General features: G+C 38.8%; 18 protein-coding genes. 8 read left to right on the top strand and 10 right to left on the bottom strand.

All coding sequences use genetic code 11. The features are described 5' to 3' along the window. Positions 1 to 12: 12 nt before the first annotated feature. Together H9L23_RS21185 and H9L23_RS21180 are read right to left on the bottom strand one after the other, a co-directional pair. On the bottom strand, positions 13 to 1857 hold the full coding sequence (locus tag H9L23_RS21185) for a RagB/SusD family nutrient uptake outer membrane protein (RefSeq protein ID WP_187592193.1): 1845 nt from the start codon (positions 1855 to 1857) through the stop codon (positions 13 to 15). Between the two features lie 17 nt (positions 1858 to 1874). Next, positions 1875 to 5105, bottom strand: coding sequence for a SusC/RagA family TonB-linked outer membrane protein (locus tag H9L23_RS21180; RefSeq protein WP_187592192.1), 3231 nt, complete (start codon positions 5103 to 5105; stop codon positions 1875 to 1877). A 262-nt stretch (positions 5106 to 5367) separates the two neighbouring features. Here H9L23_RS21180 and H9L23_RS21175 point away from each other — a divergent pair, with 262 nt between their 5' ends. Together H9L23_RS21175 and H9L23_RS21170 are read left to right on the top strand one after the other, a co-directional pair. Continuing rightward, entirely contained in the window at positions 5368 to 6384 is a 1017-nt protein-coding gene (locus H9L23_RS21175) for a LacI family DNA-binding transcriptional regulator (RefSeq protein ID WP_187592191.1), read from the top strand. Positions 6385 to 6496: 112 nt separating this feature from the next. Further along, positions 6497 to 7681: a class I SAM-dependent rRNA methyltransferase gene (locus H9L23_RS21170; RefSeq protein WP_187592190.1), complete on the top strand. Its 1185-nt coding sequence runs from the start codon at positions 6497 to 6499 to the stop codon at positions 7679 to 7681. Between the two features lie 269 nt (positions 7682 to 7950). Here H9L23_RS21170 and H9L23_RS21165 read toward each other — a convergent pair whose 3' ends face one another. Together H9L23_RS21165 and H9L23_RS21160 are read right to left on the bottom strand one after the other, a co-directional pair. Continuing rightward, positions 7951 to 8202, bottom strand: a complete 252-nt coding sequence (locus H9L23_RS21165) for a DUF6814 family protein (RefSeq protein ID WP_187592189.1) — start codon at positions 8200 to 8202, stop codon at positions 7951 to 7953. 10 nt (positions 8203 to 8212) lie between these two features. Next, positions 8213 to 9736 (bottom strand): MFS transporter, encoded by a 1524-nt coding sequence (locus H9L23_RS21160; RefSeq protein ID WP_187592188.1) that lies wholly within the window; start codon positions 9734 to 9736, stop codon positions 8213 to 8215. A gap of 149 nt (positions 9737 to 9885) precedes the next feature. Between H9L23_RS21160 and H9L23_RS21155 the strand changes: the two genes are divergently transcribed. Next, entirely contained in the window at positions 9886 to 10776 is an 891-nt protein-coding gene (locus H9L23_RS21155) for a bestrophin family protein (protein ID WP_187592187.1), read from the top strand. Between the two features lie 144 nt (positions 10777 to 10920). Here H9L23_RS21155 and H9L23_RS21150 read toward each other — a convergent pair whose 3' ends face one another. From H9L23_RS21150 to H9L23_RS21135, 4 genes are all read right to left on the bottom strand, one after another. Beyond that, the gene (locus H9L23_RS21150; RefSeq protein ID WP_187592186.1) at positions 10921 to 11463 is read right to left on the bottom strand and encodes a TlpA family protein disulfide reductase; all 543 of its coding nucleotides are present in this window, start codon (positions 11461 to 11463) and stop codon (positions 10921 to 10923) included. A gap of 68 nt (positions 11464 to 11531) precedes the next feature. Next, positions 11532 to 12818 carry a hypothetical protein gene (locus tag H9L23_RS21145; protein WP_246474755.1) on the bottom strand — a complete coding sequence of 429 codons (1287 nt, stop codon included), beginning with the start codon at positions 12816 to 12818 and terminating at the stop codon, positions 11532 to 11534. A gap of 154 nt (positions 12819 to 12972) precedes the next feature. Further along, positions 12973 to 13500 (bottom strand): hypothetical protein, encoded by a 528-nt coding sequence (locus H9L23_RS21140; RefSeq protein ID WP_246474754.1) that lies wholly within the window; start codon positions 13498 to 13500, stop codon positions 12973 to 12975. Next, complete coding sequence (locus H9L23_RS21135; RefSeq protein ID WP_187592185.1) at positions 13493 to 14050, bottom strand: RNA polymerase sigma factor; 558 nt, start codon at positions 14048 to 14050, stop codon at positions 13493 to 13495. The genes H9L23_RS21140 and H9L23_RS21135 overlap by 8 nt, the downstream gene beginning before the upstream one ends. Positions 14051 to 14597: 547 nt before the next feature. On the opposite strand from H9L23_RS21135, the gene H9L23_RS21130 reads away from it, so the two are divergent. The 4 genes from H9L23_RS21130 to H9L23_RS21115 all read left to right on the top strand — a co-directional run bounded on the left by H9L23_RS21130 (position 14598) and on the right by H9L23_RS21115 (position 16530). Then, positions 14598 to 15002, top strand: a complete 405-nt coding sequence (locus H9L23_RS21130) for a hypothetical protein (RefSeq protein WP_187592184.1) — start codon at positions 14598 to 14600, stop codon at positions 15000 to 15002. Positions 15003 to 15014: 12 nt separating this feature from the next. Continuing rightward, positions 15015 to 15599 (top strand): DUF6882 domain-containing protein, encoded by a 585-nt coding sequence (locus tag H9L23_RS21125; protein ID WP_223191004.1) that lies wholly within the window; start codon positions 15015 to 15017, stop codon positions 15597 to 15599. 104 nt (positions 15600 to 15703) lie between these two features. After that, complete coding sequence (locus H9L23_RS21120; protein WP_187592183.1) at positions 15704 to 15928, top strand: DUF2798 domain-containing protein; 225 nt, start codon at positions 15704 to 15706, stop codon at positions 15926 to 15928. A 32-nt stretch (positions 15929 to 15960) separates the two neighbouring features. Continuing rightward, the gene (locus tag H9L23_RS21115; protein ID WP_187592182.1) at positions 15961 to 16530 is read left to right on the top strand and encodes a Crp/Fnr family transcriptional regulator; all 570 of its coding nucleotides are present in this window, start codon (positions 15961 to 15963) and stop codon (positions 16528 to 16530) included. A gap of 32 nt (positions 16531 to 16562) precedes the next feature. Here the strand turns inward: H9L23_RS21115 and H9L23_RS21110 are convergent, their stop codons facing one another. Together H9L23_RS21110 and H9L23_RS21105 are read right to left on the bottom strand one after the other, a co-directional pair. After that, entirely contained in the window at positions 16563 to 16919 is a 357-nt protein-coding gene (locus H9L23_RS21110; RefSeq protein WP_187592181.1) for a helix-turn-helix domain-containing protein, read from the bottom strand. Positions 16920 to 16921: 2 nt separating this feature from the next. Continuing rightward, complete coding sequence (locus H9L23_RS21105) at positions 16922 to 17251, bottom strand: type II toxin-antitoxin system HigB family toxin (protein ID WP_187592180.1); 330 nt, start codon at positions 17249 to 17251, stop codon at positions 16922 to 16924. A 135-nt stretch (positions 17252 to 17386) separates the two neighbouring features. Here H9L23_RS21105 and aspS point away from each other — a divergent pair, with 135 nt between their 5' ends. Further along, entirely contained in the window at positions 17387 to 19132 is a 1746-nt protein-coding gene (gene aspS, locus H9L23_RS21100) for an aspartate--tRNA ligase (RefSeq protein ID WP_187592179.1), read from the top strand. Positions 19133 to 19263 lie beyond the last annotated feature (131 nt).

Here is a 19263-nt window from a genome sequence, read left to right as displayed (position 1 = left end):
AATATAAATGCGTTAATAACCAAAATTTTGAACCATGCTTGGGTTTTCGATCAATGTGGTTTTTGGATATGGGAAAAGTTCCTTTTTGTTGGCTTCGAAGTAAAATGCAATACCGGTAGAAGTACTGGTGATCGAATTATCTTCGGTTACTGCTTTTCTCCAGTTTTTAGTGGTATAACCCGTTGGCGCTGTTGAGTTGTTTAAACCTGGTGAAGCAAACACATTGTTTGGCAAGCCGCCATAAAGGTCGAGTGTAGCCACTTCGTTTACACTGGTTCCCAATAAATAATTACTTTCTTTGGCGTAGATATAGTTTGGCACGTTTACATAATCGCCTGTTCCGGCAATTAAAGCACGTATTTTGGTACGTGTTTCATCAAATTTGCTCGCCAATAAATTCCAGCGGATTAGATCATATTTCCGGATGCCCTCACCACCAAATTCTAATAAACGCTCTTTAACAATGGCATTAAAAAATCCGGTTTTATCCATTGGTGTTACCGGGATCTGGGTTTCGAAGCCAGCATAGGCACGTTTCTGAACTTCCTGCAAAGCATTAACTGCAGCTGCTGATGGTGCACCATTGATTTCGTTATCGGCCTCTGCATACATCAACAGGATATCTGAGAAACGTAACATGGGCCAGTTAACCCCAAAAGTTTGCGAAGCAGAGGAATTGTTAAAAGCCGTCCACGATTTACGGAACTTTCCATCAGTCATGTTAAATAGCGTATTTACTATTTTTTTTGATGATGCCACAATTTCGAAGACACCGATGGTTACATCCCTGCGGCAATCTTTGGTTACGTCAAATTCATAAAAATAAGTAGGAATGGCATTCATACCGCCACCGCCAGAACCAAAAGTAGAGGCTGAGTTAAAACGGATCCCATTGTAATATCCCAATTTGCTATCGGTAGAAGCGTTACCACCAAAAGCAGCCACTTCGAACATCAGTTCGTGGGCGTCGTCATAACGGGTGGTGGTGTGAAGGCTTTTAAATACATTTTCGTATACCGGGTTTAAATTGTGCTCCGAACGGTGGTTCATAATATCCAGGCACTCATCAAAGGCAATTTTATAGTAGGTTAAATAATCGGAGCTGCGTTCCATGGTATGACTAGCTGATCTTAAGGAATAACCACCTCTTGCCAATGCAATCCTGGCCCTTAAGCCCTTAATTGCACCCTTTGTGTACCTGAAACTGCCATATTCGGTAATTCCGCTTCTCCAAGGAACCAGGTCTTCAGCGATTTTTAAATCGGCAATCATCTGATCGTAGGTTTTGTTGCGGTCTACATTCGGACCATATAATGTTTCTGCATCTGCCGATGGTAAAAAAGAAGCGGGTACATCTCCCCAGTTGCGGATGAGTTCGTATAAAAACTGTGCCCTTAAAGTAAGCGCTTCACCGTAATAACGTTTCATGATGGTTTTCTCTGCATCAGATCCACTAGCATATAATTTTGAAGCCGGAATGTATTTGATGCAGATATTTGCACGTTCTACGCCTGAATACAGTTGTAAAAATGGATTGATCAGGTCGGTATTATCAGAACTTGCACCGTACATACTAATCCCTCTACGGTCTGATGAGCTGTAACTTCCCGAGGTTTTAAAATCATCGGCAGTTAGACCAAATAAAGTAGAAATACGGCTTCCGTATCCATTATCTCCGCAAAGGCGATTGTAAATGGCAATTACTGCAGCATTGGTATTGGCTGTACTTTCGAAAACAACATCAGGAGAAGAAGTTGATGGCGACTGTACATCTAAATATTTTTTACAGGAAGTGGTTATGCTCAATGCTCCAACAGCAATTACCATTAAAGCCGATTTTATAAATTTATTGTTCATTTTCTTTAATGTTGAGGTTAAAATACCATATTAATACCAGCAAGAATATATCTGCTACGTGGGTAAGCTGCATAATCTATCCCTGGTGTAAGTGGGTTCGATCTGCGGGTGTTCGCTTCAGGATCGTAACCGGTATATCCCGTGATGGTATAAAGATTGTTAACTGTTCCATAAACCCTTAGTTTAGAGATGAAGCCTGTTTTTTTGATTAAACTTTGTGGTAAGCTATAACCCAGGGTTACATTGCTGATCCTTAAAAAAGATCCGTTTTCGATGGCGTAAGAAGTTAATGCATAATTTCCGGTGGTCGGTGTCCATAAAGTGGTATTAGCATTCATAGCCGTTAAAACTGCCGGATCGGTTACTTTCACCCCATTGGCATCGAAATTCTGCCACCTGTCATTCATCACCGCCAGTAAATTGTTATCCTTGACGTTATATTGTGAAGTAAATTCGAGTTTATTGGCGTTGTACACCTTACTGCCATAGCTAAAGTTTAAGAATACGGTTAAGTCGAAATTTTTGTAAGCAAACTGGTTGTTAAAACCACCTGTAAATTTTGGTTGTGCCGTACCTAAAACCGTTCTGTCGTCATCACCAATCATCATGCTAGATGAAGAAGAAAGTTTCTGAACTTTCATGTCACCCGGCTGCGGATCGCGGTTACCCAACAATACCCTGCTGTTGGCCACAGTTGGCTTAAGGGTATAAGTGTAAACCCCAGTAGTGGCATTTTGCACGTAGGTAAAATCATCAACGGTATAACGTCCGTCAGAAATAAAACCGTAAAACTGGCCAACAGGTTTTCCTACTTCAACTTTAAAATCGCCCAAACTGTTTACCCAGCCAGATTGCGTGATGTAAGAATTTACACCATTCTGCAGCTCGACAATTTTATTTTTATTGAATGAAATGTTGAAACTGGTATTGTAGCTAAAGTTTCTGGTTTTTACAGCCTGGTAATTTAACTGCAGTTCGAAACCTGTATTTTGGGTTTTACCCACATTTTGCTGTTGGGTAGCGTAACCTGTAGTTTGTGGTACGTTTGCGTTTAACAATAGGTTTTTAGTCCGGTTATCGTAATAATCTAAATTAAGCGATAGCTTGTTTTTGAATAAATCGATATCAATACCCAGGTTTTTAGAAATATTGGTTTCCCAGGTAATGTTTGGGTTGGATAAAATGTTTCCGGTAGCTGTACCCGAAATCAATCCTGTTGAAATGGCACCATCTGTATCGGCATAACCACCAGTGGTAGAGCTTAGGTAAAACAAGGTTCTGAATAAATCCTGGCCAATGCGGTTATTCCCGGCGGCACCGTAACTAAACCTCACCTTAAAGTTATCCAGCCAGGTTAACTGCATGTCTTTGATAAATTTTTCTTCTGTAACCCTCCAGGCAACCTGTGCTGATGGAAAATAACCCCATTGTTTGCCTGCTGCAAATAATGATGAAGCATCTGTTCTGAAGTTGACGGTAGCCAGGTATTTATTTTGAAAACCATAAGATGCCCTTCCAAAAATCGAGAACTGTCTGGTACCCGAAATTAATGATGTTGGCCTGTCCTGAATGGTATTTGCCGGGGCACCGCTCACAAAAGCATCATCGGGAGAGATATTGATGGGTAAAAATTTAAGGACAGTTGTTCTCGAATCGATATCAACCATGTTGATTTCCTGTCCTACCAATAAATCTAAACTGTGGTCTTTACCCAGGTTTGGTTTATAGTTGATGGTATTGGTGTTGATAAACGATTTTTGGGCTACCGTATCCAGCTGGATGGCCGGCAAACCTGCATTGTTCCTGGCCACATTGCTCACCGGACCGTTAAAGGTATTGGTATGTCTGCTGGTTCTGTTATAACCAACGGTACTCTTTATCGTTAAGTTTTTGAGGATCGAATATTGTACATAACCGCTCGAAATTAAATCGTTACGGTAATCGTATTTCAGCTCCTGGTTGGCCAAAGTAATCGGGTTGGTTAATCCGGTGGTTAAATAATCTGCATCGAAAAGATCGCCAGAATCGCTTCCACCCGAATAAGGTTGGTAACGCACCGAATTTCTTAAACGGTTGGTACCCTGCGAGCCTGTAGAACTTGTGCCTACACCATCAACACGTTGACGGCTGTAGCGTGCATTTAAACCTACCCTGAATTTATCTGAAAATTTATGGTCCAAACGCATCGAAGCAAATGTTCTTCTATAACCAGAATTAAGCATAATGCCATCTTCTTTTGTATTGTTTACAGAAACATTATAAGTGGTTTTAGAAGTACCGCCCGATAGATTTAAAACTTCAGTATTGCTCCATGCCTGACGGCCGAAAACTTTATCCTGCCAATCGATATTTGGAATATTTTTGTAGATGTCAAGATCTTCAAAAGTGCCGTATTTCTTGGTAAAAGTATCTTTTACATCCTGATTGGTGTTGTTATTATACAGCTCGTATTGATATTTGATAAACTCATAAGGGTTCATTACATCCAGCTCGTTTACTATCTGCCGCGCACCTGCATAAGCATCAAAGGAGACAACCGGTCTCCCTTTTTTACCGCTTTTTGTCGTAATAATCACCACCCCATTGGCACCTCGGCTACCATAAATCGAAGTAGAGGCAACATCTTTTAACACATCGATGGATTGGATTTCGTTCGGTGATAAAATGGATAAGGCGTTTTCAACCTGGATCCCATCAACAATGTAAAGTGGCGAATTATCTCCTGTAAGGGAGCTCCCTCCACGTACTTTTATTACAATTTCGGCACCCGGACTACCCTCCGTTGTGGTAACCGAAACCCCGGCAAGTTTACCTGCCAATGCCTGTGCGGCAGTACTTACTGGAAACTGGTCGATATCTTTCCCGGTAATTGAAGAAACAGAACCTGTTAAAGCCTCTTTACGCACCGAGCCGTAACCGATGTTCACCGTCACCTCTTGCAGGGTGTTAGCGTCTTCTTCTAAGTTAATATCAAATTTAGTTTGATCGGTAATGGTTACATTTTTGGTTTTGTAACCCACATAAGTAAAAGTGACTACTGCGCCTTTCGCAGGAATACTGATTTTGTAAACCCCGTTTGCATCCGTACTAGCCCCTGTTTTTGAATCTTTTACGTTCACACTAACGCCTACCAAAGGCTGCCCATCTGTTTTATCTTTTACAGTTCCACTAACCTGCCTGGTTTGTGCCTGTGCTACAGATAATCCAAAAAAAGAGAAAAATGCTAAAAAGAGTAGAACTCTGCTCATAAATTATTTATTTGAAGTGATTTGGTTATTTTAAGATGCTGCAATCGCTTGCATGTAGAATTAAATTCTATTTCGGGATGTTATTGTTTGTTTATATTTGGTTACGTTGATGTAACAATTTTACAAACTAAAAACCGTTTGAAACCATTTTTAACTAAAAAAGTGTGCAAACGTTCCCAAAAACGTCGATATGACGTTTATTAATGTTGCTGATCCGATCCCCTTAAAGAGATATTTTTTGTAACTTGTACGCATTACGAAAATGAGATTTGAAACATCTACCATAAAGGATATTGCTAAAGCACTCGGACTGTCAACTTCTACAGTTTCAAGGGCTTTAAGAGACCGTTACGAAATTAGTGAGGAAACCAAAAAACTGGTTTTGGCTTATGCCGAAAAGGTTAATTACCGTGCTAATCCCATTGCGCGGAGCCTAAAAGAACGCCGCAGTTATTCCATCGGTATCATCGTAAGCGAAATTGCCAACAACTTTTTTTCTCAGGTGATAAATGGCATAGAATCAATTGCTTACGATAAGGGTTACCATGTCATTATCTCTCAAAGTCACGAATCTTATAAGCAGGAAAAACTGAATGTTGAGCATCTGGCATCACGTTCTATTGATGGTTTGCTGATTGCGCTGTCGTCTGAAACACAGGATATCGATTACCTGCGAAGTTTATATGCCAAAGGCTTGCCAATTGTTTTTTTTGACCGCGTGCCCAAAGATTTTGAAACCCATAAAGTCATTGCAAATAATTTTAAAGGCTCTTTTGATGCTACAGAGCACCTCATTTTGTCGGGAAAGAGGACCATTGCGCACTTAACCAATTCTGAAAACCTTTCGATAACGAAAGAAAGACTGGAAGGTTACAAGGCAGCCCTGGCCAAATACCACATCGAATTTAAACCCGAACTGGTTAAATATTGCCAGCACGGTGGCATGCACAGTGCAGAACTGGAGCAGGCCGTTAAAGAACTTTTACCCTTAAATCCCGATGGGATTTTTATTTCGAGCGACCGTTTAACCACGGGCTGCATTATGGCGTTGAAAAAAACCAATCCCGAGGTGGCGCATAAAATCGCAATCGCAGGTTTTACAAACTCCAACCTTGTCGAATTGTTTAATCCGTCCTTAACTTCGGTTAAACAGCCGGCATTCGAAATGGGGCAGGTAGCCACCGAATTATTAATTTCAATGATCGAAGCCAAAAGGCCAATCACCGAATTCGAAACCAAAGTTTTGGATACGGAGCTGGTGAAGATGGCAAAGCGGTAGGCGGTTTGCGTTAAGCATATAATTAAACGCTAGTCGCCAAACGCTAATCTCATAAATCTTACATCCTCCATATTACATTTAACATTATCCCTCTTTTAATTACCTTTGCATCATGGTAGAAATCACATTAAAAAAGGGCAAAGAAAAAGCGGCATTACAAAGACATCCATGGGTATTTTCTGGCGCACTGGAAAAAGTTAAGGGAAAACCTGAAGATGGTGATGTAGTAAAAGTTTTTGCTTTTGATCATGAATTTCTCGCTTATGGATATTTCAACAGCAATTCGCGTGTGGCCGTTCGTTTGTTAGAATGGGATGAAACACAAACCATTGATACCAATTGGTACCAGAACCGTTTAAAACAAGCCATTGCTTCACGTCAGTTTATATTAGGCGAACAGACCAATACCTGTCGCTTGGTTTTTAGTGAAGCCGATTTTCTACCAGGTTTAATTGTTGATCAATATGCTGATTTCCTTTCGCTTCAGATTTTAAGCTCGGGGATCGAAAAAGTAAAAACGGAAATCGTCGACATTTTAAGAACAGAATTAAAACCTAAAGGCATATTCGATAAAAGTGACGCCACTGCCCGTACCCACGAAGGTTTACCCATCGAGAACGGCCTCCTTTGGGGCGAAAATCCACCAGAATTTTTAGAAGTAAAAGAAAACGGAATTATTTACCACATCAATATTGCAGAAGGACAAAAATCAGGGTTTTACTGCGATCAGCGAGATAACAGGAGTATTTTAGCCAGTTATACAAAAGGTAAAAAAGTATTAGACTGCTTTAGTTACAGTGGTGGTTTTAGTTTAAATAGTTTAGCTAATGATGCAACAAGTGTTACCAGTGTTGATAGTTCTGCCCTGGCCTTAGAAACGCTCAAACAAAATGTAGCACTAAATAAATACGATGTAAATAAAGTAATAGCCATCCAATCGGATGTGAACAAACAATTGCGTGCATTTAAAGATTCAGGAGAAGTATTTGATGTAATTGTGCTCGATCCACCTAAATACGCTCCATCACGTTCTGCATTAGACCGCGCTGCCAGAGCCTACAAAGATTTAAACCGTTTAGGCATGTTATTGCTTGAAAAAGGTGGTTTATTGGCTACTTTCTCTTGTTCAGGAGCTGTTGATATCGATACTTTCAAACAGATAATTGCCTGGGCGGCCCTTGATGCGGGTAAAGAAGTGCAGATCATTAAACAGTTCTGCCAGCCTGAAGATCACCCGGTTAGGATTTCTTTCCCGGAGGGAGAATATTTAAAAGGGCTGTTGTTAAGGGTCTTGTAGCGATATGTCAGTCTGAGCGGAGTCGAAAGATCTTTGTGCTTTCGTGCCTTTGTGGTTCAGTAGTTCATTTGTCATTCGTTCATTGGTTAGCATGGATCAGAAACTGATCCCACAATCCTTGGTCCGATGCCTTCGTCTGTGTCTCACAGACCAATAATTTATAATTTTAGCCACGGAAACACGGATTTACACGGACATTATAGTTCAGGACCTTTAATGCCGTCAACTGAAAATTGCAAACTAAAAACTTATCTTTTGGTCAAAAACAACTAGATATCTTCCGAGTTTTCCGGCAATCGGTCGTATTCCCCTTTCCAGGCATAAAAACCGAAAATCATCAGTCCTAAGCTAATTGGCAGAAAAATAAACAGGATAATTCCCCATTGCAGAATGGTATTGGTGCGTTCAATATCAGTGTGCGTTAAACCCACTTTATCAATCGCCTGTAAAAACAGGAAAGTCATGGTTAATGGACCTAAAACCATCCAAACCAAGCCTAAAAATTTCTTTAACGTATTCATCCTTTTTGTATTAATCGTTAATGCTTTCGTCTCTTTTATTCGATAAATAAATGGTTCCTATAATTAAGCTAAGCGCTGCAATGCCTATCGGATACCATAAACCTGATAATGGCGTAGAACCCGAAAAACTGGCAATTAAGGTCGCGATAAATGGAACAAGTCCACCAAAAACACCGTTCCCGATGTGGTATGGCAGCGACATGGAAGTGTACCTGATTTTGGTTGGAAACAATTCAACAAGAAAAGCCGCGATTGGCCCATAAACCATCGTTACCAATAAAATCTGGAAGAAGATTAATCCCACAAATTTCCAGAAAACCGGTGTAGCCAAAACTTTATCTTTGATCACCTCTTTACCCAAAAGAATACCTTTTGTTGTAGAAACCGTATCTACCTGAACCTTGTTGAATGATGCGCCGTTTTTCAATAATACCTTAACGGATGTTGTTCTTAAGCTATCCTGTGAATCTGCAATTAAAACAGCGCTTACCGGCGCAGGTGTTGCTGATAAAATATCGGCCTGTTCAATTTTTGTATAATCTGTATCATTCAAAAATATTTGATAAATAGGGCGGTAAAAAAGGATTCCCAGCAACATTCCGCTCAACATAATCCATTTTCTACCTACTTTGTCGCTCCATGCCCCAAAAACCACGAAAAATGGTGTGGCAAAGGCAATACCCCAGAGCAAAATATACCTCGAATCGTTAAAATCCAGTTTGCAGGTATTCTCTAAAAAAGATTGGGCATAAAACTGGCCCGTGTACCAGATCACTCCCTGTCCCATGGTGGCGCCAAAGAGCGCCAAAAGCACCATTTTAAAATTCGCCTTATTGTTAAAACTTTCCTTTAACGGATTTTTAGAAACATTTCCTTCCGCTTTCAATTTTGAAAACATGGGTGATTCGTGCATCTTCATGCGGATATAAATCGAAACCACTACCAGTACAATCGATAACAGAAAGGGAATCCGCCAGCCCCAATCGCCAAAAGTTTCGGTACCTAAAATATTCTTGGTGATGACGATAATTCCTAAGGAAAGAAATAACCCTAAGGTAGCTGTCGTCTGAATCCAGCTGGTAAAAAAGCCGCGTTTATTTTTTGGTGCATGTTCTGCAACGTAGGTTGCCGCACCCCCATATTCACCACCCAAAGCCAGGCCCTGGATCAACCTTAATATTAAAACTAAAATGGGTGCTGCATAACCAATACTTTTATAAGATGGGATTAAACCGATAAAAAATGTCGATCCGCCCATGAGTACCAAAGTGAGTAAAAAAGTGTATTTCCGGCCGATCAAATCACCCAACCTGCCAAAAACCAAAGCACCGAAAGGACGTACAATAAAGCCAGCAGCAAATATGGCCAGGGTATTGATTAAAGCAGAAGCACCAGCATCTTCAGGAAATAACTGATGGCCAATGATGACCGCGAGGCTACCGAAAATGTAAAAATCATACCATTCTATCAGTGTGCCCAGTGATGAAGCACCAATAACTTTAAAAATGTTGTTCTTGGGTAACGTTTCGCTCATAAGAAAAAAGAATATTTGGTTCTCCAAGATAAACATTTGCATAACAATCGGCAACCTGTACTGTCTGTCATTTAATTTGTTACATTGTAAAACATTTCGGCTTTAGTTTTGTATTTTCAACCGTAAGAATTTGTTCCTCAAAAAAATATATGCTTTTAATACAAAATATCAGGTTAAGTAGAATTTTAAGAAATACATGGCATGTTGATCTGATTATGATCGCTTCTTGTACGGCAGCGTACCTTGTTCGTGAGTATTTAATCGCCCATCATTTCTCCATTCCATCCATTATTCCAACCGTTTTAGGTACAGCCATTGCCTTTTTTATCGGTTTTAACAATAACCAGGCTTACGATAGGTGGTGGGAAGCACGGAAAGTATGGGGTGCACTTGTAAACGATTCACGCTCTTATGCGCGCGCTTTGATTAATTATGTTGATGAGGATGAAGAAAGTGTGAAACGCATGGTGTACAGGCATATTGCTTTTTTATATGCGCTAAAAGCCAATTTAAGAAACACGGTTGATGAAATTTATACCAAATACCTGACGGAGGCCGATTTAAATGAAATTAAAAAACACAACAATGCTCACAATGCCCTGCTTAACATCCAATCGCGTGATCTGCAGAAGTTAGCAAAGGCAAATAAAATCGATGGTTTCCGCTTTATAGAAATTAACGAAATGCTGACCCGTTTTTCTGATTCGATGGGGATGAGTGAGCGGATTAAAAACACGATATTTCCAACAACCTATACTTATTTAACCAAGGTGTTTATCTGGCTGTTTGTGGTTACTTTTACCCTTGTAATCAGTCAGGATGCCGGACCTGCAGCCATATTTTTGGGCTGGCTGATCGGTTTCGTTTTTGTATCTACACAGATTAATGGAATGAGTTTGGTTAATCCTTTCGAAAATAATTCGGCAGGTGTTCCGCTTAACCAGATCACCAGGACTATCGAAATCAATCTTTTACAGATGTTGGAAGAAGATGATATTCCCGAGCCTGTTAAGCCCATAAATGAAGAATACGTACTTTAAGCTTTTGCTGTTTTCTTACCTTTAAAGATTACAATAATCGCGGTCAGAACGGCTTTGGGGTAAACCAATTGTATTATATCAATAAATTGGTAAGGATATTTGTCCTGATCCATGGCCTGTGTCCTCACGGGCCATTAAAACCTATCAAATCCCTAACTCAGCCTTTAATTTTTCTTCAAAAAGGACCGATTTCGCTTTAAACTGAGGATCTGTAAACGAAATATTGGCCGTAGCATAAATGATTTTTCCATCCTTGCCAACCAAAATATTCGATGGAAAACCGTGATTGATGTTTAACCTGCGGATTTCATCCTTGCTCAACGATACAATCTCATATTTGTAGCCACTCTTTTTCTGAAAAAGTTTAGCGTTTGCAGGGAGATCGTGTGTAATGCCTATAAACCTTACACCATTTTTGCCATATTTTATTTGTAGTTTATTTAATTCTGGCATTTCGGCAATACACGGTGGGCATTTTTCGAACCAAAAGTTAATCACTGTTACCTGATTTTTTAAATCAGCACTGCTGAATGCTTTTTTGTTAACGGTTAAACCTTTAAAATCCGGCAGCTCTTTGCCTGCTAAATCTTCGAAAAAGGTTTCCTGTGTGGCCCACTTAACTTGTGCCTCTTGGGCCAATACCGGTAAAGCAAAAACAGAAAGCAGAATAATAAGGTAAATTTTCATCTGCAATAAATATAAAAAAAGTCCTACCAATACGGCAGGACTTTATAATTTGTTTGGTTTGAAAACGCTTATTTAAAGGTAACGGCTCCATATTCGGTTTTAACCGACACCGTTGAAGCTCCTCCGCTACCAATCTTGCCCGAATATTTTTTGGTTTCATCATCCTTGCTTACAGTGGTCGATGTTACGTTTGAGCCATATTTAAAGCCAGCATAAGAGGTAGAAACATTAAAAGTTCCATTATATCGATCTGCAAAACCAAGGCTTACACCTACATATTCTCCACCGAAGCTGAAATTTCTGCAGGATGGTGTAATTTCGTTTACACTTAGCCGGTTGTAATCCATATTGATATTCGCATCACCATTTAAGGTGCCTAAAGTAACATTAGAATATTCTGCATTTACCGCAATTTTACCGGCTGAAGCAATATTTAAGTCGCCATAAGCTTGCTTGGCAACCGTATTTCCCCTAACGGTATTGATGTTTACTTTTGCATATTCCGAATTTAAAAGTAAGTTGCCGCCAATAGTACCAATGGTTAAACCCTTACCATACTGCACTTTAATATCGGCTGATTTTCTAATCGTATTAATGTTTACCGCAACATATTCTGCATCAAGCTCTAAAGTGCCAACAGCCCCAATTGTAACCGGACCATTATATTCGTGTTTTACTACGGCTGCATTAAGGTCTTGAATATCACATTTACCATACTGTACATTAATGTAGTTGTTGGTATTGCTTAGATTACCTGCAACCAGATTTCCATACTCTACTTTTAAAGAAGTTGGGCCAGCAAAGTTGCCCATTTCTACATTGCCATACTGTTGAGAAACGGTTAGGGGATTTACTGCAGGCATGTATACCGTATAAATTACTTTAATTTCTCTTCTCCAGGTGGTTACCCCGTTTTTAACACTGCGGCCATAACGTCCGTTCCTATCGCCCATGTTGGTTTTAACAGAAACTACATCTCCATTTTTAGTGGCGTCGATATTCACACCGTCAATCAACCTTTGTACATCGCTATCCGAATTGCTGTAAACTTTAATATCTACATCAACCTTTACTTCTTTCCTATCCCAGGTTTTAATGGTGATTGATCCGTATTGGTTGTTTAAATTAACCTTATCGTTATTGTCTACACTAAAACTCTTGCTATAAGACTTAGAACGTTCAGCGTCGCTTCCTGTTTGTGTTGATTTGGAATAGCTGACCATTGCCAATGAAGTAGGTTGAGCAGAAGCTTCTGCAACTGCTTTTTCAGCTGGACTATTTAGCGCAATTTCTTGCGCATTGGTTTCTACGGCGATTAAAGCCATAAAGGCCAGAAATATTTTTATTGTTTTCATGTTGTTAATTGTTAAACATTTAATGGCTTAAAACCTGCCGGCTGGTAATAAGAAATGTAAATGTGGTGAGCGTATCCTCCTGGTATCAAGTAGCGCGAATCGGGTATCAAAACTGATTCTGCCATTATTTAATTTCGCTTTTGCTGCTTTAAACTTAAATCTGGTTAACCCTTTTATAATCGTCAACCTGGTTAATAATTAATAATTGTTGCTTTAATAACTGTAGCTGTATTTCGCGGTTTTTAACCATGGCCTTTACCACAAAAGTTTGGTTGGGCGAGGTTGGCAGCTCTGCTTTTAACCTTTCATAATCTTCATCAAGTTTTCTCAGGTCGGCAGTAAATTTTTTGTACAATTCAGGGTTTGCCGAGGCAAAAATGGCCAAACTGTCTCTTTTTTCGGTAATCAATCCCGCAAAGTGGACTTCTTTTTTTGCATAAGAAGCACTAACGTCGGCTATTTCTAAATCTTTGTTTTGTAACCTTCCGGCGTACAGCCAAACTAAACCGAAAACCACTACGATGGCTGCTGCTGCACTCATCCATAAGTAGAGCTTTACAGGTTTTTTTTTCTTTTTTGTGTCTAATTCCTGTTCAATTTTTGCCCAAAGCCCCGCTGATGGCTCCATAATATCAAAAGCCTTGCGGTTATCCTTTACAAAGGTTTCTAATCTATTATTCATCTCTCATCCCTTTCTGTTCTAAAATACTTTTTAATTTCTTTTTTGCCCTCATGTACTGTGTACGACTGGTGTTTTCACTTATTTTTAAAATGTGTGCAATCTCTTCATGGTCGTAACCCTCTAAAAGGTATAAACTCAATACTACCCTGTAACCATCTGGCAATTGGGTAATGGCCTGTCTTATTTCATCGGCCTGCAACCGCATCTCACTGTCATCAAAACTATCTTCGTCCGATACTTCCGATATTTCATCCGTACTTACAAATTCCATCTTGCGTTTACGCAGGTAATTGATGGATTTATTAATCACAATCTGCTTTAGCCAAAGCCCGAAGGTGGTTTCCTGCCTAAAATCAACAATTCTGGTAAAAGCATCCAAAAATGCTTCCTGTAAAACATCTTCAGCCTCTTCCTCATAATTTAAAATGCGCAGTGCCACATTATACATGGCCTTTGCATACAGCTTGTACAATTCAAACTGTGCTGCGCGGCTGCCCTGCATGCATTTTTTTACGAGTTCCAGGTTTTTATCGATGTATACGGCTTCCAAAATTTCGAATATTCTGATTATAAGACATGGGGGATTTTAAAACGTTGCATCAAGGTAGAAAAAAAGTTTAGAAATATGTTAAACTAGTATTAAGATTAGAATCAGCTGTGGTTGTTGTGCTTAGAGATGATGTATATCGCTAATATCAAATGCTGCCTTTTCGTTTCCAGAATATGAAAAATATTTTATGATTAATAGGAAATGAGTGGTTCTGTGCTTTTGGCATTTTCAGCCCTGCTTTCCCTCCAGCCAATTTGAAGGAAATTGGCGTCCGTCCAATCAGGTTTATTTAACCTGGGCCAGTGCAGGAAAGCCAAACCGCTGTTAACTAAACCCGAAAAAAGCGTGCATCCCGATTTTTTCCAATCGGGATAAAGCGGATGGCGGGACTACAGCACCTGTGAAACGCTACCCTTTCATTTCCAAAACCTAAAAATAATTATACTCAATACAAAACAAGCAGTTTCACATTCTAACATTTGTGGAAAATCAGCTCCCTAATCATCATAAATTTGAAAACCCTGATACAAACCATTAACTTCATGCCATGGAAACCGATTTAATTATTTCAGCAATTAACGAGCTACACCAAAAAGCAAACCTGGCCTTAGAGAATAAAGATGCAACCGCGTATGCAGCCATGTTTGATGATGGTTTAAACTTTACTCCGTATGAAAAACCAAACATAAACAAACGCGATTTTACCATCGATTTAAAAAAATATTTGAGCGGGATTAAAGAAATCCATTCCAGTTATTACCGGATAAAGTCATCTATGGAAGATGATGTTTTTACCGAAAAAATTGCCCGTAAATCGGTTCTTTTAAAACCTAAAATGCTCATTTTATCTAAAAAACAGACCATCCAGACGGAAGAAATATACCACTGGAAAAATATTAAAGGAGAATGGAAGGTAATTGCTCTTGAAATTGTGCTGGAAGAAAAATACTAAATCTTCGTTTATATGCTAAGACAATTAAGTTTTTATATCGCAATACTTACAATGTTTTTTGCAAGTTGTAATAATAGATCTACTTCGAAAAAAATTAATCTCTTAGATACAGTTTCATTCGAACAGCTTTCCAAAATTTCATGCGAATATCTTAAAAAACAGCAAGCATATTGTGAAGAGAAATATAGAATTGGCCAATATGAAAGATGGGATTATGATCAGTCAACAGGTAAACTCATATTTAGTAGTAAGGGGATACAGAAACTTATTATTGACTATGAAGAGGTGGGGTCTGTTTCTTTAAAATCTAATACCTGGTTGTGGGCCTGGGATAATTCTTACATAGAAGAAAAAGTAAAAAAAGATATAATAAAAGTTAGAGGGTACGGTATTAAAAGAGGTTTTGAAAGTCTATTAAATGCTAAATGGTCTGCTGATATAGTAGATGGCTGGGATATGGCAGCAATTTCTGCATATATTTTAAAAGCTAAAGGTGTTTATAGAGTCCCGGGGCGGGATAATAAATTATTTTCATTTATGCTGTTCAAAAAGATTACAGTTATAGATTCTTTACCCCAAAAAGAAATTGTAAAATAAATATTGAACCTATATCTTAAATTTAAGGCTTCTTATTTTTTTGACCTAAATCAAAGGTTAGGCCTTTTAATACCTGCATTTTTGCAGTATTAGAAAAACATAAAATGAAAAAAGAACACTTTAGATACATCAATACCTTGTTTGTGGTAATCCCCATGACTTTAATTATGGCTTTTGTAGGTTTAATGCGCAATTATGGTTTTGGCGAAGATTGGGTTTTGAAATTTTTAAAAGCATGGAGTGTAATGTTGCCGGTAGCCTATTTTGCTGCCTTTATCATTATCCCCAACGCAAGGAAGCTGGCCGAAAAAATCACTTCGAAAACCTAAACATGATTATATTTGGTTAAGCCTAAATTTAAATGCACAAACAGCTTTCAGATTATATAAGAGAAAAAATCACAATCAGCGATCCGGATATGGAGACTGCATTCTCTTTTTTCAAAATAATGGAAGTGAAGAAGAATGAAGTCCTGATTAGTCCGGGCGAAACAAGCCAACGGATTTATTTTGTCGGCAAAGGCTGTTTGCGGATTTTTTTCTTAACTGAAGGTGGTACCGAAGCCACCAGGCATTTTGCTTTCGAAAACCAGTTTGCCACTGCTTTGGTCAGTTTCATTACCAACGAAACTTCAAAAGAATTTGTGCAGGCGATAGAAGATACCGAACTGTATTACATTTCGCAGGCCGACTTTTATTACCTGCTTAAAATTATTCCCCAATGGGAGAAACTTTACCGGCATTACCTAGAGTATGCCTACGTAACCAATACCAACAGGCTGATGTCGTTTATTACGCTCGATGCCACTGAACGTTACCGCCAGCTGCTGGCTCAAAACCCAAACGTGGTGATGCGTATGCCGAACAAAATGGTTGCCTCTTATCTGAATATTTCTCAGGAAACGCTGAGCAGGTTGAAATCAAAAGCCTAGTTGTATGATGTGCTATTATTTCTGCAAAATATTTATGCAGAATGAAGAAATACGTCAGATGGAATGCTAAAATAGTTTTTAAGTTTTTGAGCCATCTTTAAAGTGATATCTCTTTTTCCTGATAGTACGGCAGATACATGTCCCTTGCTTCCGATTAGGGGTTCTAAATCTTTAGCTTTTATCCCCATTTCCTTCATTTTATATTTAATTACTTCTAAGGCATCTAATTCTGGTAGTTGATAATTTTTTTCATCAAAATCTTTTATCAGAACAAGTAATAATTCTAGCTCATCACTTTCAGGTGTGTTCGGTGTGGCATGAAAAATTTCCATCAATCTCATTGATGCTTTATTATAATCGGTTTCGTTTTTTAATATTTTCCAGTTCATCGTTATAGATCATTATCCGTTAAAATTCTAGTATCAAAGGCAATTGTTTCAACATCGATTTTATCATATTCCTTGTGTGTTCCAAACCAGATCACATAACAAGCCTGTTGTATAAAATTTACAGACACTACCAATCTAAAATCGTTGCCTTTAATGTTAAAGATAACCCGGTTGTTTGCTACAATACTTGCATTACCATATACATTTTTAAGCTGATTAAAATTATCGAATCGTATCTTGCTAAATTCATGAAACCAAACTAATAATGGCACTTCTGCTAAAGGGTAAGCTTTAACATAATACAAAATAGTTTTCTTCACTAAAATTTTCATTATCCAAATGTAACCAAAAGTTTTCAAAATGCAAACTTTTATAATTGCTGAAATACCTACTTCAAAAACCTTCAGCTATAGTGCCAACTTTAAAACAAAATCGGTATTTTTGCCGCTCAATTTAGATTACTATATATGTTAAGAACAGTAACTTGTGGTGCATTAAACCTAAACAACTTAGGCGAAAGTGTTACGCTATGTGGTTGGGTACAAAAATCAAGAGATTTGGGCGGTATGACTTTTATCGACATCCGCGATCGTTATGGTATTACCCAGTTGGTTTTTAACATGGACGATAATAAAGGGCTTTGCGAAACTGCGCGTACTTTGGGCCGTGAGTTTGTAATCAAAACGGTTGGTACGGTCGTAGAAAGAAGCAACAAAAATCCTAAAATGTCAACCGGTGATGTAGAGATTAAAGTTTCTGCTTTAGAGATTTTAAACGCTGCAAAGTTACCTCCGTTTATGATCGATGATGAAACAGATGGTGGTGATGAGTTGCGTATGAAATACCGCTATCTTGATTTACGTCGTAACCCGGTACGTAATAACCTGGTGTTGCGTCATAAAATGGCACAATCGGTTCGTCGTTATTTAGATGCTTTAGATTTTATCGAGGTAGAAACACCTGTATTAATTAAATCAACACCAGAAGGTGCAAGGGATTTCGTAGTGCCTAGCCGAATGAACGAAGGCGAGTTTTATGCTTTGCCTCAATCTCCGCAAACCTTTAAACAATTGTTGATGGTTTCTGGATTTGACCGCTATTTCCAGATTGTAAAATGTTTCAGGGATGAAGATTTAAGGGCCGATCGTCAGCCGGAGTTTACGCAGATTGACTGCGAAATGTCGTTCATTGAGCAGGAAGACATATTAAATACTTTTGAAGGATTGATCCGTACTTTATTTAAAGAAGTACGCAATTACGATTTACCAGAAGTACCGCGTATGCAATATGCAGATGCAATGCGTTTATACGGTTCTGATAAGCCGGATACCCGTTTCGAAATGCAGTTTGTTGAGCTTAACGATTTGGTAAAAGGAAAAGGTTTCCCGGTGTTTGATAACGCTGAATTAGTGGTAGGTATCAATGCAAAAGGCGCTGCAAGTTATACCCGTAAGCAATTAGATGAGTTGACTGATTTCATTAAACGTCCACAGATTGGTGCTACAGGTTTAATTTATGCCCGTCATAACGATGATGGAACGATTAAATCATCGGTAGATAAGTTCTTTAACGAAGAAGACCTTAAACAATGGAGCGAGGCTTTCGGAACAGAAAAAGGCGATTTATTGTTAATTTTAGCGGGTTCTACTGATAAAGTACGTAAACAGTTAAATGAGCTTCGTTTAGAAATGGGTAACCGTTTGGGTTTACGTGATAAAAATACATTTTCGGCCCTTTGGGTATTGGATTTCCCGCTTTTAGAATGGGATGAAGAAACTGAACGCTATCATGCCATGCATCACCCGTTCACTTCGCCAAAACCAGAAGATATTGCCTTATTAGATACTGATCCTAAAAATGTGCGTGCCAATGCTTACGATATGGTAATCAATGGAACCGAAGTTGGTGGCGGATCTATCCGTATCCACGACCGTGCTTTGCAGGCGTTAATGTTCAAACATTTAGGCTTCAGTGCAGAAGAGGCGCAAAAGCAATTTGGTTTCTTAATGGATGCTTTCGAATTCGGTGCACCTCCACATGGTGGTATTGCTTTCGGTTTCGACCGTTTAACTTCAATTTTTGCTGGTTTGGATTCTATCCGCGATGTAATTGCTTTCCCTAAAAATAACTCAGGCAGGGATGTAATGATCGATAGTCCGAGCACGATTGACGAGAAACAATTGAAAGAATTGAAAATTAAAACGGATTTGTAGGTTCATTAGTTCACTGGCCAGTGGTTCATTAGTCATTGGTCATTAGTTCATTAGGCTGGGAGCAGAATACTTAGTTTGCTAAAGGCTAATGATGAATAGCCATGATTTATAAATACTTAATCAACATGAAA

The organism is Pedobacter roseus (genome assembly GCF_014395225.1).
Classification (GTDB): domain Bacteria; phylum Bacteroidota; class Bacteroidia; order Sphingobacteriales; family Sphingobacteriaceae; genus Pedobacter; species Pedobacter roseus.
This window is presented reverse-complemented; position numbering and strand designations above follow the sequence as displayed.